Annotated in this window: 12 protein-coding genes and 1 tRNA gene; 8 read left to right on the forward strand and 5 right to left on the reverse strand. The window is 68.5% G+C overall.

Going from position 1 to position 13,073, the window contains the following annotated elements; genetic code table 11:
- The first annotated feature begins 24 nt into the window (after positions 1-24).
- The 8 genes from QUD34_RS11605 to QUD34_RS11640 all read left to right on the forward strand — a co-directional run bounded on the left by QUD34_RS11605 (position 25) and on the right by QUD34_RS11640 (position 7,577).
- On the forward strand, positions 25-2,214 hold the full coding sequence (locus QUD34_RS11605; protein WP_286353868.1) for a molybdopterin-dependent oxidoreductase: 2,190 nt from the start codon (positions 25-27) through the stop codon (positions 2,212-2,214).
- A gap of 12 nt (positions 2,215-2,226) precedes the next feature.
- Positions 2,227-2,778 (forward strand): 4Fe-4S dicluster domain-containing protein, encoded by a 552-nt coding sequence (locus QUD34_RS11610; RefSeq protein ID WP_286353869.1) that lies wholly within the window; start codon positions 2,227-2,229, stop codon positions 2,776-2,778.
- A gap of 9 nt (positions 2,779-2,787) precedes the next feature.
- Positions 2,788-3,768, forward strand: a complete 981-nt coding sequence (gene nrfD / locus QUD34_RS11615; RefSeq protein WP_286353870.1) for an NrfD/PsrC family molybdoenzyme membrane anchor subunit — start codon at positions 2,788-2,790, stop codon at positions 3,766-3,768.
- An 11-nt stretch (positions 3,769-3,779) separates the two neighbouring features.
- A complete protein-coding gene (locus QUD34_RS11620; protein WP_286353871.1) occupies positions 3,780-4,367 on the forward strand; it encodes a molecular chaperone TorD family protein in 588 nt (195 codons plus the stop codon).
- Between the two features lie 47 nt (positions 4,368-4,414).
- Entirely contained in the window at positions 4,415-5,794 is a 1,380-nt protein-coding gene (locus tag QUD34_RS11625; RefSeq protein WP_286353872.1) for a sigma-54-dependent transcriptional regulator, read from the forward strand.
- An 11-nt stretch (positions 5,795-5,805) separates the two neighbouring features.
- The gene (locus tag QUD34_RS11630; RefSeq protein WP_286353873.1) at positions 5,806-6,207 is read left to right on the forward strand and encodes a helix-turn-helix domain-containing protein; all 402 of its coding nucleotides are present in this window, start codon (positions 5,806-5,808) and stop codon (positions 6,205-6,207) included.
- 35 nt (positions 6,208-6,242) lie between these two features.
- Positions 6,243-6,319, forward strand: a tRNA-Pro gene (locus QUD34_RS11635).
- 367 nt (positions 6,320-6,686) lie between these two features.
- Positions 6,687-7,577: a response regulator gene (locus tag QUD34_RS11640; RefSeq protein ID WP_286353874.1), complete on the forward strand. Its 891-nt coding sequence runs from the start codon at positions 6,687-6,689 to the stop codon at positions 7,575-7,577.
- A gap of 43 nt (positions 7,578-7,620) precedes the next feature.
- Here QUD34_RS11640 and QUD34_RS11645 read toward each other — a convergent pair whose 3' ends face one another.
- From QUD34_RS11645 to QUD34_RS11665, 5 genes are all read right to left on the reverse strand, one after another.
- Positions 7,621-8,010 carry an Hpt domain-containing protein gene (locus tag QUD34_RS11645; protein WP_286353875.1) on the reverse strand — a complete coding sequence of 130 codons (390 nt, stop codon included), beginning with the start codon at positions 8,008-8,010 and terminating at the stop codon, positions 7,621-7,623.
- Positions 8,011-8,086: 76 nt separating this feature from the next.
- Complete coding sequence (locus tag QUD34_RS11650) at positions 8,087-8,809, reverse strand: protein-L-isoaspartate(D-aspartate) O-methyltransferase (RefSeq protein WP_286353876.1); 723 nt, start codon at positions 8,807-8,809, stop codon at positions 8,087-8,089.
- A 93-nt stretch (positions 8,810-8,902) separates the two neighbouring features.
- Complete coding sequence (locus tag QUD34_RS11655) at positions 8,903-11,278, reverse strand: VIT and vWA domain-containing protein (protein WP_286353877.1); 2,376 nt, start codon at positions 11,276-11,278, stop codon at positions 8,903-8,905.
- 71 nt (positions 11,279-11,349) lie between these two features.
- On the reverse strand, positions 11,350-12,447 hold the full coding sequence (locus tag QUD34_RS11660) for a hypothetical protein (protein ID WP_286353878.1): 1,098 nt from the start codon (positions 12,445-12,447) through the stop codon (positions 11,350-11,352).
- Positions 12,444-13,034, reverse strand: a complete 591-nt coding sequence (locus QUD34_RS11665) for an RNA polymerase sigma factor (protein WP_286353879.1) — start codon at positions 13,032-13,034, stop codon at positions 12,444-12,446. Before QUD34_RS11665 ends, QUD34_RS11660 begins: the two co-directional genes overlap by 4 nt.
- Between the last annotated feature and the right edge of the window lie 39 nt (positions 13,035-13,073).

Raw genomic sequence — 13,073 nt, forward strand, 5'->3', positions numbered from 1 at the left:
CTTCGTCCTTCCTGGGAGACCCCGATGGGAACCACTCGCATGGACCGCCGCCTGTTCCTGAAGGCCGCCGGCGCCACCGCCGCCGGAGCCGTCACCGCCAGCCAGGCGGGATGCCTCCGGTATTTCAAGAAGGGCCGGACGGCTTCCGACGACCGCCGGGAAGTCCCGACGACCTGTGAGCTGTGCCCCAACAAATGCTCGGCCATCGCCGTGGTCGAGGGGGGCCTCGTCAAGAAGCTGAATCCCAATCCCGAGAACCCGAAGTCCCGCGACATGCTGTGCGCCCGCGGCAACGCGGCCATCAAGCAGGTCTACGATCCCGACCGCCTCAAACAGCCCATGATCCGCGTGGGCGCCCGCGGCGAAGGCAAGTGGAAACCCGTGAGCTGGGACGAGGCCTTCGATTTCGCTGCCAAGAAGCTGGCGGAAGCCAAGTCGAAGTACGGCCCCGAAAGCACCCTCTGGTCCTCCACCGAGGGCTTCCAGGAAGTCTTCTTCAAGAACCTGGGCCTGGCCTTCGGCTCGCCCAACCTCGTGCGCCACCCCACCCTCTGCCTGGCCTCGGTGAACCTGGCCTACAGCGCCACCTTCGGAACCGTCCCCAGCTTCGACCTGCTCAACAGCAAGTTCGTCATCATGTCCGGCGCGAACCGCTTCGAGAGCATCATCACGCCCGACACCATGGATCTCATCGGCGGCGTGATGGAGCGCAAGGCCAAGCTGGTCTACCTCGATCCCCGCTTCACCGTCACCGCGGCCAAGGCCGACGAGTGGTACCCCATCAAGCCCGGCACCGACCTCGCGTTCATCCTCGCGATGATTCATGTGATCATCAAAGAGAACCGCCACAGCAAGGATTTCGTCGCCGCCTACACCACCGGCTTCGACCAGCTGGTCGAGCATGTGAAGCCCTACACCCCCGAGTGGGCCGAGCAGGAAACCGAGATCCCGGCGAAGGACATCATCCGCATCGCCCGCGAGTTCTCCGATGCCGCGCCGCGCGCCCTCTACTACGCCGGCCGGCGGTCCTCGTGGTACCAGAACGACTTCCAGATGCGCCGCGCCCAGGCCATCCTCAACGCCATCGTGGGCAACTGGGACCAGCCCGGCGGCATGGTGCCCAACGCCAAGCTGCCCAAGGGCGAGTTCCTCTTCATGCCCTGGGACGAGCCCAAAGCGCCTCGCGTGGACGAGATCGAAAAGCACTTCCCCCTGGCCGCCAAGGGCGACGGTGTCTACCTGAAGCTGCGCGAGAATGTGCTCAGCGGGAAGCCCTACCCCATCAAGGCCTGGATGGTCTACAAGCAGGATCCCCTGAACGCCATGCCCGACCAGGCCAAGACGATGAAGATGATCGAGCAGATGGACTTCATCGGCGTGATCGACGTCCAGATGAGCGACATGGCCTGGTATGCCGATGTGGTCTTCCCCGAGAGCGCCTACCTGGAGCGCACGGATCCGGTGGAAGTGATGCCCGGCATCTGGCCCGCCGTCGTCTACCGCCAGCAGGTGGTGAAACCCATCCACGACACCAAGCCGAACCTCGACATCGTCCAGGGCCTGGCCAAGCGGTTGGGCCTCAGCGACTACTTCGACTACACCATCGAGCAGTGGGTGGAGGCGGAGTTCAAGGAGCTGCCCATCCCCATGGCCGCCGAACACATGAAGAAGCACGGCGTGTGGGCCGCCAGCGGCCAGCCCAGCTACGGCAAGACCCTGACGCCCGACCATCGCTTCGTCACCAAGACCGGCAAGATCGAGCTCTTCTCGGAGCGCCTCCAGGAGGCCGGCCATGACCCGCTGCCCGTCTACGCCGCGCCGGTCCAGCCGCCCGGCGACCGCTTCCGCCTCATCCTCGGCCGCGTGGGCTACTTCACCCACGCCAACCAGTCGAACAATGTCTGGCTGAACGAGTTCATGAAGGAGAACGACCTCTGGATCAACCCGAAGCCCGCCGAGCGCCTCGGGATCAAGACCGGCTCCACCCTCACGGTCACCAGCAGTGTGGGCAGCGTGAAGCTCAAGGCCCGCGTCACGGAGGAGATCCGCCCCGACTGCGTGTTCATGCTCCACGGCTTCGGCAAGAAGTCGAAGATGCAGAGCCTGGTCTACCAGGTGGGCGCCAGCGATGCGGTGATCCTCGAGACCGCCTGGGACAAGGTGTCGGGCAATGCCGCCTTCCACGAAACCTTCGTCAAAGTCGCGAACGCCTGAGGAGGGTGGACCATGGCCATCAAGAAGAAGCGCTACGCCCTCGTCATCGACTCGCGGAAATGCATCAACTGCAAAGCCTGCGCTGTCGCATGCAAGGCCGAGAACGAGGTTCCGATCGGGAACTTCCGCAACTGGATCAACGAAGACCGGCAGGGGGAATACCCCAAGCTCCGCATCGACTTCGAGCCGGAGCAGTGCCACCACTGCGAGCATCCCTCCTGCGTGCGGGTCTGCCCCACCGGGGCCTCCTGGCAGCGCAAGGACGGCATCGTGCTCGTGAACGATGACGAGTGCATCGGCTGCCGCTACTGCATGATCGCCTGCCCCTACGACGCCCGCTACTTCCACGAGGCGAGCGGCACGGTCCACAAGTGCACCCTCTGCAGCCACCGGATCGACAAGGGCACCATTCCGGCCTGCGTGGAGACCTGCCCCTCCAAGGTGCGCGTCTTCGGCGACCTGGAGGATCCCGCCAGCCGGGTACACGAACTGCTCGCCACGCGGCGCTACCGCGTGAAGGAACCCCAGACGGGCAACGGCCCCCAACTCTATTACCTGCTCTAGGAGCGTGATATGCACGAGTTCAACTGGGGCCTCCTCATCGTGGTCTACCTGTTCCTCGGCGGCCTGTCCGCCGGGCTCTTCTTCGCCGCGGGCCTCGCCAACTACCTAGAGGTGGACGGCCAGCCCGCCTACCCCCGCATCGCCCGCATGGGGGCCCTGCTGGCGCCCTGGCCCGTGGCCATCGGCTCGGCCCTGCTCATCCTCGACCTGGGCAACTGGTACCGCTTCTACAAGCTGTTCATGCACTTCCGCTGGGAGAGCCCCATGTCCATCGGCAGCTGGCTCCTCACCCTCTTCACGGTGATCGCCTTCGTCTACGCCTTCGCCTGGCTGCCCGGGGACTGGCGGCAGAAGCTGTTCAGCCAGGTGCCGCCCGCCTGGAAGCAGGTCCACCGCCTGAATGTGGACCTCTCGGCCCACCGGAAGACCCTTGCCATGATCGGCTTCCCCTTCGCCATCGGCGTGGGCATCTACACCGGCGTGCTGCTGGGTGCCGTGTCCGCGCGCCCCTTCTGGAACACCAACCTGGTGGCCCAGATGTTCCTGTTCTCAGCCCTCTCCAGCGGTGCGGCGGCCCTGCTGCTGGCCATGGTGCTCGACCGGCGCAACCCCATCGAGGCCCACGAAACCAAGTTCCTCATCACCCTGGACATCGTGTTCATCGTGCTGGAGCTCTTCATCATCCTGCCCTACCTCATCCACGGGACGCTCTCCGTGCTGGCCGTGAAGCAGGCCCTCTGGCTCATCCTGGGCGGCCCGTACACAGTCGTGTTCTGGGTCTTCTTCCTGGGCCTGGGGCTCCTCACGCCGCTGGGCATCGAGGTCTACGAGCTGGCCCCCAGCCTGCTCAAGGGGCACACCTTCCACGGCAGCCGGAACCTCGCCCTGGCCGCCTCGGGGCTCGTGCTCTTCGGCGGCTTCCTGCTGCGCTACATCTTCGTCTACGCTGGCCAGGTGAGCAGCTTCCACAAGATGGGGATGCTGCACTGAAGGAGCCCCCCATGTCGCTCGCACGCCTGGCGGACCTCGCCCAGATCCTCGCGGAAGCCTTCCTGGAACCCGAGGCCGATCTGAAGGAGGCCCTGGGGGAGCTGCGGGACGGCCAGCCCGCAGATGCGCTCACCGGGCCCCTGGAGCGGATGACCCGACAGGCCCTGGCGCCGGAGGAGCAGCCCGTGGAATACGCGCGGCTCTTCCTCCACGCCAAGGATGCGGACACCATCCACCTCTTCGAGTCCGTCCAGACCCGGGGCCACCTCATGGCCCCCGAAGTGCTCGGTCCCCTCCAGGCCCTCTACGACGAGGCCGACATCAGCCTCCAGGAGGATCTCACCGTCCCCCCGGACCACCTGGGCCTGGAACTCGCCTGCCTGAGCTTCCTCCTGGGGCAGGTGATCGAGGGGGATCTGGCGGAACGCGATCAGTTCGTGGCGCTGGCCCGGCGCCTCCTCCGGGACCACCTACGCCCCTTCGTTCAGGTCGTGGTCGAACAGCTGCCGCAGGTGGCCGCCCACCCCTACTACCTCGCTGCGGGGGAACTGGCGGCCGCCCTCCTGCCGGAAACCGAGAAGGCATTGGCAGAAATCTAGGCAACCTACTGCTGGACAAAGGCTTGGCCCGCGTCCAGCATGGAATCATGCGTGCCCCCATCACCATCCTCCTGGTGGATGACGAGCCGGGAATCCGGCGGTCCCTGGGCGAAGCCCTGAAGGACGAGGGCTATCAGGTGGTGAAGGCCGAGCGCGGCGAACAGGCCATCGACCTGCTGCACAACCCCGACGGCGAGGGCATCCAGTTCATGCTGCTGGATGTGTGGCTGCCAGGGCAGGATGGCCTGGAGACGCTGAAGCAGGCCAAGCAGATCCGCCCCGACCTGCCCGTGGTCATGATCTCGGGCCACGCCAGCATCGACACGGCCCTGCAGGCCACCAAGCTGGGCGCCTTCGACTTCCTCGAAAAGCCCATCGACCTAGACCGCCTGCTCCTGGTGACCGGCAACGCCCTCCGTCAATCCCAGCTGGAGCGAGAGAACCAGCGCCTGCTCGCCGAGGTGGAAAGCGGCCGCTTCTTCCTGGCGGACAGCCCCGCCATGAAGCGCCTCATGGCCGATGTGGCGCTGGTGGCGCCCACCGAGGGCCGCGTGCTCCTCACAGGCGAGAACGGCAGCGGCAAGGAGGAGGTGGCCCGCCTGTTGCATCTGCAGAGCCCACGCAAAGAGGCCCCCTTCATCGAAGTGAACTGCGCGGCCATTCCCGAAGAGCTCATCGAGAGCGAACTGTTCGGCCATCAGAAGGGCGCCTTCACCGGCGCCGTGCGCGACCAGAAGGGCAAGTTCCGCGAGGCGGACGGCGGCACCCTCTTCCTTGACGAGGTGGGCGACATGTCGCTGAAGACCCAGGCCAAGGTGCTGCGCGCCCTCCAGGAGGGCCGCGTGGAGCCGGTGGGCGGGGGCGGCGCCGTGGGCGTGGATGTGCGCGTGATCGCCGCCACCAACAAGGATCTGGCCAGCGAGATCACCCGGGGCCGCTTCCGGGAGGACCTCTACTTCCGGCTGGCCGTGGTGCCGTTGCGCATCCCTCCCCTGCGGGAGCGTCCCGAGGACATCCTGCCCCTGGCCGAGGCCTTCATCAGCCGCATCGGCCGCCAGTACGGCCGACCCCCCAAGCACCTGGGCCCCGAGGCCAAGGACACCCTGCTGCGCCACGACTGGCCCGGCAATGTGCGCGAGCTGAAGAACCTCATGGAGCGCGCCGTCATCCTGGGCCGCGGCAACGAGATCGGCCCCCGCGACCTAGGCCCTCTCGCCGCGCGCCATCTCGCGGAGCAGGACCCCTTCTCCTTCCCGGAATTCCCCAGCCTGAAAGAGGCCCGCGACTGGTTCGAGGCCCAATACCTCCAGCGGGAGATGCGCCTCCAGAACGGCAACATGACCCGCGTGGCCGAGCGCGTGGGCGTGGACCGCTCCAACCTCTACAAGCGCCTCAAGGCCCTGGGCATCGAGCCCAGGGAGAGCTAGGCGGTGCCGCGATGACCGACAAGAAGTGGTTCAAGATCGGCGAAGCGGCTTCACTGATCGGCGTCGGCCCCAAGGACCTGCGCTACTGGGAGGAGGTCATCCCCGACATCAAGCCCCGGCGCAGCAAGGGCAACCTCCGCTACTACCATGTCGACGAGCTGCCGCGCCTGAAGCGCATCAAGGCCTGGCTGGCCGAGGGCCTCACCGTGGCCGACTGCGCCGAGCTGCTGGCCCACGGCCACCTGGTGCAGCGCCTGGACCTGGGTCTCGAGGCCGACGAGCTGCCCGCCGCCCCCGTCCAGAAGCCCAAGGCCGCCTTTCCCAGGCTCCTCCGCACCAGCTCCGACCTGCAGCCCATCCTCAAGTCCGTGAAGGCCCTGTACGAACGCCTGTCCGCGCCACCCAAAGGTTGACCTGCCCCCCGGATGCGTCTACAGTCAATAGTTCACGGCGCGTGGCGCAGCCTGGTAGCGCACTACCTTGGGGTGGTAGGGGTCGGAGGTTCGAATCCTCTCGCGCCGACCAACACACCAAAGGGGCCCTCGAAAGAGGGCCCTTTTGGTGTGTTGCCCCTTCGATCGAGAGGATTCGAACCACCCCCTTTGGCCTTCGGCCGAGTGGGATCGTGGAGGCGTGCCTTGATGGCATGCCGGAGCGAGACCGGCGGCTGGCGCAGCCAGACGCCGGTCGAATCCCCGCCCCGGTGAGTCGGCGCCAAATCTTGAGACTCCGGCTCTTTGCCTTTCCCGGCCCCCCGTCCTCCCTAAATGGGCGACAAAAGCCGACCGAAAGAGCGCCAATTGTCACCTGAGGCGGGGGCAGGTCCGAGAAGGAGGGGGTGAAGGCCGGATCTTCTGTGTTTTCATGAACCCTCTTCGTCAGGACACTACCCATGGAATCCACCCGCGTACTGGTCGTCGAAGACGAGCCGATCAACCTCGAGGCCCTCGTCGAGAACCTCCAATTCGAAGGCTACGAAACGACCGGCGTATCGAGCGGCGCGGAGGCCTGGCGGGCCATCTCCGAGCATCCCGATGAATTCGATGTGATCCTCCTCGACCGGGTGATGCCGGACATGGACGGCATCGAGATCCTGCGGCGGCTCAAGGCCCGGTCCACCCCCATCCGCGCCTCGGTCATCATGCAGACCGCGCTCTCCAGCGACCGGGACATCGTGGAAGGGTTGCGGGCGGGGGCCTACTACTACCTGACGAAGCCCTTCACCGCCCAGGCCCTGCTGGCCATCGTCGGCGCCGCGGCCCGGGATCGCCGGGGCTACCGGAAGCTCCAGCTGGACGCCCAGCAGGCCACCCGCGCCCTGGCCTGCATGGCCACCGCCCAGTTCACCTTCCAGACCCCGGAGCAGGCCTGGGACCTCGCCACCGTGATCGCCAAGGCCACTCCGAACCCGGAGCGAGCCGTCGGCGGGCTCTCCGAGCTGATGCTCAACGCCATCGAACACGGCAACCTCGGCATCACCTACGCCGGGAAGTCCCGCCTCCTCGCCGAGGACCGCTGGAAGGAGGAGATCGCCCACCGGCTCGCGCTGCCAGAGCATGCGGGGAAGCGGGCCACGATCTCGTTCGAGCGGGTGGACGGCGAGATCCGGTTCCACATCCGCGACGAGGGCCCCGGGTTCGAGTGGCGGGACTACCTGGAACTGAGCCCGGAACGTGCCTTCCACCTCCATGGCCGGGGCATCGCCATGTCCAGGCAGGTCTGGTTCGATCGCCTGGACTACCTGGGGGCCGGGAACGAAGTCGTGGCGGTGATCCGCCTCTAATCCGGCTCCGGCTCGCGGGGCCCGCGCGTTCGAGCCCCCCGGGCTATTCCGGCGCGGGAAGGGCCCGGATCGCGGTGCAGACCCGGTCGTTCTCCCCTTCGAAGGCGGCCAGCAGGCCCTCGATCTCGTTAGCGGGTCCCTCCGGGCGGAGCGCCGCCTCGAGCGCGCTGGCGAGGGCCTGGATCGAGGTCAACCCCAGGAATCCGGCGGCCCCCTTCAGGGAGTGGGCCAGCCTCCGCGTGGTCTCGGGCTCCCCAACGGCAAGACCTTCTCTCAGAACCTGGATGTCGCCCGCGTGCAGCTGCTCGTATTTGCGGATCAAGCGCGCCAGGCTCTCCACCCGGCCGCCCACCGTCGTCAGCCCGACTTCGACCTCCAGGCCGGGGATGCCTTCGAGGAGCCGTCTCAGCTGATCCGCGGCATCCACCTGCATTGCGCCCTCCCCGGTCGACTCTGGGTCGATCCTGATCAAACCACAGTCGGACACTCCCCAGGCTGCCGAAAGCGCCTCAGGAGGGTCTCCCGGGCACCATCGGCACGAACCGGACGGGCAGCACGGCCTGGGTTTCGAGCCCGGCGGGCCGCTTCCGCAGCAGGTAGAGTTCCTGGGCCCCGAGCGCCCGGCCCACGGGGATGATCATCCGACCGCCCACCTTGAGCTGATCCACCAGAGTCTGGGGCACCTGGTCGGGCGCGCAGGTCACGATGATGGCGTCGAACGGCGCCGCCTCGGGCCAGCCGAGGTAGCCATCCCCGGCCCGGACCCTCACATTCCCATAGCCCAGGCGCTGAAGGTCCGCCTCGGCGCGGCGAGCCAGAGGAGGCACGATCTCGAGCGTGAAGACCTCCGCCACCAGACCCGACAGCACCGCCGCCTGGTAGCCCGATCCCGTGCCGATCTCCAGGACGCGGTCTCCGGGCTTCGGAGCCAGCGCCGCCGTCATGAAGGCCACGATGTAGGGCTGGGAGATGGTCTGGCCATGGCCGATGGGCAGGGGCCAGTCCTCGTAGGCCTCGTTCCGCTGACCGGCGGGTACGAACTCGTGCCGGGGCACCCGCGCCATGGCGGCCAGCACCCGCCCGTCCGTGACGCCGCGGGCGGCGATCTGCTCGCGCACCATGCGCACCCGGGCCTCGGCGAAGGCCGTCTCCGCCGGGGCGGCCGGCCGGGCCGGTTCCGGATCGCAGCCCCCGAAGGTGAGCATCAAGAGCACCCCCAGCTGCCTTCGCATGGTCCGAAGGTACCCCCTTCGGGGCCGTACGCCAGCGCGCCCCCCTGGAAGCCGGAGGGGCGCGGGTCGGCAGGCACACGTCCGCTGGGCTGATCAGGGATTCAGGCTAAGGCTGAGTTCCAGGCTCCCCGCCAAGCCCCCGCTCCAGCTCTGCACGCGCCAGGCCAGGATCAGGGCCTTGGCTTTGGCGGCCCCGGGGAAGGTCTGGTCGAAGGCCACGGAGACCACCTGTCCGGTGGGGTCCACCTTCAAGGCCAGCTCGGTGCCGGCCGGAAGGCCCGCCAGGGCGGCCACCAGGGCCGGATCCTGCAGCCGGGCTTCCAGCTCGCCCCGAAGGCTCCTGGGATCCGAAGTCCCCGTGATGCCCGAGAAGGCCAGGATGCGAAGACGGGGAGCGGCCTGTTTCACCTCCCGCCGGGCCCGGTCCTGGGCCAGGACTTCCACCACCGCGGAGGCCGGGGAAGCCAGCTTCATCAGGGGCGCGGGCGCATAGGCCGCCGCCTGGACCTGCAGGCCACCCACGGCGGCGTCGGACACGCCTTCGGGCAGCGGCAGGGGCTGGGTGACCGTGGTGGAGGGTCCACCCGCGTTCCGGATCACCGTATCCACGGCCACGAAGGAGGTGTGGGCCGTGAGCAGGTGGTAGGCGAGGCCCAGGCGCGTGACCTCCGCCTTGCGGCCCTCGTCCTGGCCGAACTGCTCGTAGTCCGACAGCATCTGGATGCGCTGGCGGGCCCAGAGCTGGCGCAGGGCGCCGTGCTCGCGGCCCTTCACCTGGCCCACCTCGAAGGTCTGGCTCCAGGGCCCGGCGCCGCTCATGCCGGACAGCGTGACGGTGCCTTTCGCTTCGCCGGTCCATTTGCCGAGGCAGATCACGGGCCGGTCCGCCAGCACATCGGGCAGCTGCAGGGGCTCGAGGTCATGGATGCGGAAGCCGTTCACGGTGAGCTTCAGGTTGGTGAGCACGGGGGAGGAGACATAGGCCCGGAAGCGCTCGGCCTCGGCGGCGGCCTGCTCGGGTTTGGTGATGACGAAGGCCTCGCCCTGCCCGGCGTGGGCCATCCCCTCGATGAGGTGGCGGTTCACGGAGGTGCCGATGCCGAAGGTGAAGAGGTTGGCCGAGCCGAGGTTCTTCCGGATGAGGTCGAACACCTGGCCGTCGGCGCTGATGTACCCGTCCGTGGACACCACGAAGGTGCGGGAGATGCCGGGCACCCGGGGCAGGCCCAGGGCCTTGCGCAAGGCGCTGCCGAGCTCCGTGCCGCCGCCGCCGTTCTGCGAGCGCACGAAGGCCAGGGCCTGCTGGGCGTTTTCGGGCGTGGCGTGCAGCGATCCGGAGGGGGACCAGAACGCCGAGCTGCCCTCGAAGACCATCACATTGAAGAGGTCCTGGGGCCGCAGGCCCTGGATCATCTCCTTCATGAGCACCTTCGACATCTCGATGGGAAAACCCATCTGGCTACCGGAGACATCCATGATGAAGACGAACTCGCGGGGCGGGATGTCCTTGGAAGCCACGCGCTTGGGCGGCTGGGCCATGAGCAGAAAGGTATTCTCCTCCCGCCCCTCATGGAGGCCCTGATCCAACAGCAGCCCGGATTGCACCGCACTCCCCACCAGCTGGTACTGGACGATGACATCGCGGTTGCCCCCCCGGCTTTCCGAGGGATCGAGCTTCAGGGTGGCCTCGGCCTTGCCGTCATAGGCGATGGCGGTCTTGTGGGTGCCGCAGACCATCCGCTGGATGGGCAGGCCCGCCGACAGCTTCAGCTCCAGGTCGAAGGTGGCCGCCGGCTTCTCGCCGGCATGCGTATAGGGGTTCGCCACCCAGGGTTCGCCCGTACTCGAATCCGTGCCCCCCTTCCCGGCATAGCGCGGGCCCACCACCGTGGGATAGACGAAGCGGTAGGTGCCGTCCGTGGGGACCAGCAGCTCCGTGTAGGCCAGCTCCACGCGGATCTCGTCGCCGGGCAGGATGTTCGCCACATTCATCTGGAAGACATTGGGCCGGTGCTGCTCCAACAGGGAGGTGCTGCGGCCCTGGGCCTTGGCCTGCTCGTAGTCGGCCCGGGCCTGGCCGCGCTCCTTGATCTGGGCCTTCAGCACCCGCTCGCCGATGCGCATGGTCATGCCGTGGACGGCCGACCGCGTGGAGCCCGGGAAGACATAGACCGCCTCCAGGGGCTTTGTCCCGGTGTTCCGGTAGACCTGGGTCACCGTCACCTCGGCGATGACCCCCGCGATGGCCACCTTGGCCGAGGTGGCCTTCAGCGGTAGCTGGTCCACGGCGCCGCCCTCGCTCTTCACGAAGAAATAGGGGGAGAGGGTGGCATCGGCCGGCTCTCCGCCCTGGGGAGGGCTCTGGCGCACGGAGGAGGGCCGGCTGCGGGCCTGGGCGTCCCCCTGGACGGACACGGCGAGCCCGGCGCAGCAGGCGAGCAGGGTGGTGGTGGACCGGCGCAGCGACATGGGATTCTCCCGGGTGGGCCGCGCCGGGATGGCGCGGTTCAGGAGGGAATGCCGTCAGCCGGAGCTCCCTTTCAGCGGGGCGCGTCTTTTTTCTCGGCCGGATGGATCCGCGCCCGGAAACCCTCGACGGGGCCCGTTTCCGGCAGCTTCGCCGGGTCCGCCACCGGGCCCTTCATCAGGTACAGGTCGAGGACATCGCCCGGGCCCAGGCGGACCTGGCCGACCCAGCGGGCCGGGGCATCCGGGTGGTCCTGGATGACCCGGAGCTTCAGCACCTCGACGCCGGAAGCCGTCCGCCTCAGGACCGAGACTTCCGCCCCGCGCGCGGCCGTGACCAGCACCCGGGTGATTCCGTCCGGCTGGGGCTCCAGGCTCCAGATCGGCGCCGGGCTGGCTCCCTCAGGCTCGGCCACCTTCCGTTCCGCCCGATCCGAAGCGATGGCCTTCGTCATCGCAGGGGCCCCGGCCACCTGACCCAGAACCTCCACCACGGCGGCCGCGGGAGCCGGAGCGGCGAGCGCGGCGACGGGACGGGACCGTTCGGCCTTTTTGGCCCGATCCTCCCGGGCGGCATCCTCCGCCCCAGCCGGGGCCTCCGCCGCGGCCACCCGTGAGGCTGGCAGCGGAGCTGGCGCCAGCGTCGGAACCGCCGCTGGAGTCGGGATCGGGCGGGGGGAGGCCGATTCCTCGGGTCCGGTGGCCGGGGGCACCTTCCGCGCGGGAGCCACCTGGGGTTGTAGCTGGGGTTGTAGCTGGGCCTGTGCCTGGGCCAGGGGTTGAGCCGGGACAGGCGCTTCGCCGACTTTCGCCGTACCGGTGGGGGCGGCCTTCGCCGTTTCCTGCCGCGCCGCCGGAAGCGGGGTTCCCGGACTGCGCAGGTAGGCCAGTCCGGCCGTGGCCGCGACGATCAGGCTGGCCGCGGCGCCGATGAGCCCCGGATGGCGGTAGAAGGGCACGACCTTCGGCGGAGCCCCCGGCGCCAGGGCCGACAGCAGGTGGGCCCGGGCCGCCGGATCGGCCAGCAGCTCCCGCAGGGCCTCCTCGTCCGCCAGGGCATCGAAGAGATCCTGGTGCTCGAGGGCCGCCTCGAACAGTGCGCGCCGCTCGGCTTCGGTGAGGGTCCCCGTGGCGTAGCCGCCGAGCAGCTTCTCGGCCTCGGCGTGCTTCATGGCGTCCCCCTTCCGCCGGATCCGTCCCAGCTGCCGCCCAGCGACGCGAGCAGCTGCTTCCGGCAGCGGTGGTCCCAGGTGTAGATGGTGTTGAGGCTGGCGGCGCCCATCCTTCCCTGGATCTCGGGGAAGCTGTGCCCCTGCAGCTTGAGGCGGAACAGCTCCCGGCAGCGCTCCCCCATGCGGCCGATGCCGCCCATGAGCCGGGCCAGCAGCTCTTTGCGCTCCAGGACCGCCGCGGGATCCGGCGCATCGGAGGCCGGGGGGAAGACCTCCACATCCACGGCGTCGAATTCGCCGCGCCGCGCGGCCTTGCGCCGGGCGGCCGCCAGCTTGAAGCGCAGGATCTGGAAGGCCAGGGGCAGCAGGTCCTCCAGGCGCTCCAGATGGCCGTACTTCGTGTGGATCAGCACCAGCACCTCCTGGGCCAGGTCCTCCGCCTGGGAGCCTGCATACCGGGATGCCGCGAAGGCCACGATCCTTTCACGGAGCCGGACCAGGATCGCCGCCCGGCCGTCGGCGGCGGCCAGGTCCGGCTGCGCGGCCGCCAGGGCGGGGAAGGGGTCGAGGGGGAGGTCGGAATCCATGGGAATGGCCCCATCCTCGCATCCTTCTTCCATCCCGGG

The organism is Geothrix oryzae, from assembly GCF_030295385.1.
Classification (GTDB): Bacteria; Acidobacteriota; Holophagae; order Holophagales; family Holophagaceae; genus Geothrix; species Geothrix oryzae.

What these genes read in the sequence shown, in the direction of transcription:
- QUD34_RS11620 (WP_286353871.1), top strand. Translation starts at nt 3,780, where the DNA reads ATGTCGCTCGCACGCCTGGCGGACCTCGCCCAGATCCTCGCGGAAGCC.
- QUD34_RS11610 (WP_286353869.1), top strand. Translation starts at nt 2,227, where the DNA reads ATGGCCATCAAGAAGAAGCGCTACGCCCTCGTCATCGACTCGCGGAAA.
- QUD34_RS11665 (WP_286353879.1), bottom strand. Translation starts at nt 13,034, where the DNA reads ATGGATTCCGACCTCCCCCTCGACCCCTTCCCCGCCCTGGCGGCCGCG.
- QUD34_RS11655 (WP_286353877.1), bottom strand. Translation starts at nt 11,278, where the DNA reads ATGTCGCTGCGCCGGTCCACCACCACCCTGCTCGCCTGCTGCGCCGGG.
- QUD34_RS11660 (WP_286353878.1), bottom strand. Translation starts at nt 12,447, where the DNA reads ATGAAGCACGCCGAGGCCGAGAAGCTGCTCGGCGGCTACGCCACGGGG.
- QUD34_RS11630 (WP_286353873.1), top strand. Translation starts at nt 5,806, where the DNA reads ATGACCGACAAGAAGTGGTTCAAGATCGGCGAAGCGGCTTCACTGATC.
- QUD34_RS11605 (WP_286353868.1), top strand. Translation starts at nt 25, where the DNA reads ATGGGAACCACTCGCATGGACCGCCGCCTGTTCCTGAAGGCCGCCGGC.
- QUD34_RS11625 (WP_286353872.1), top strand. Translation starts at nt 4,415, where the DNA reads ATGCGTGCCCCCATCACCATCCTCCTGGTGGATGACGAGCCGGGAATC.
- nrfD (WP_286353870.1), top strand. Translation starts at nt 2,788, where the DNA reads ATGCACGAGTTCAACTGGGGCCTCCTCATCGTGGTCTACCTGTTCCTC.
- QUD34_RS11640 (WP_286353874.1), top strand. Translation starts at nt 6,687, where the DNA reads ATGGAATCCACCCGCGTACTGGTCGTCGAAGACGAGCCGATCAACCTC.
- QUD34_RS11645 (WP_286353875.1), bottom strand. Translation starts at nt 8,010, where the DNA reads ATGCAGGTGGATGCCGCGGATCAGCTGAGACGGCTCCTCGAAGGCATC.
- QUD34_RS11650 (WP_286353876.1), bottom strand. Translation starts at nt 8,809, where the DNA reads ATGCGAAGGCAGCTGGGGGTGCTCTTGATGCTCACCTTCGGGGGCTGC.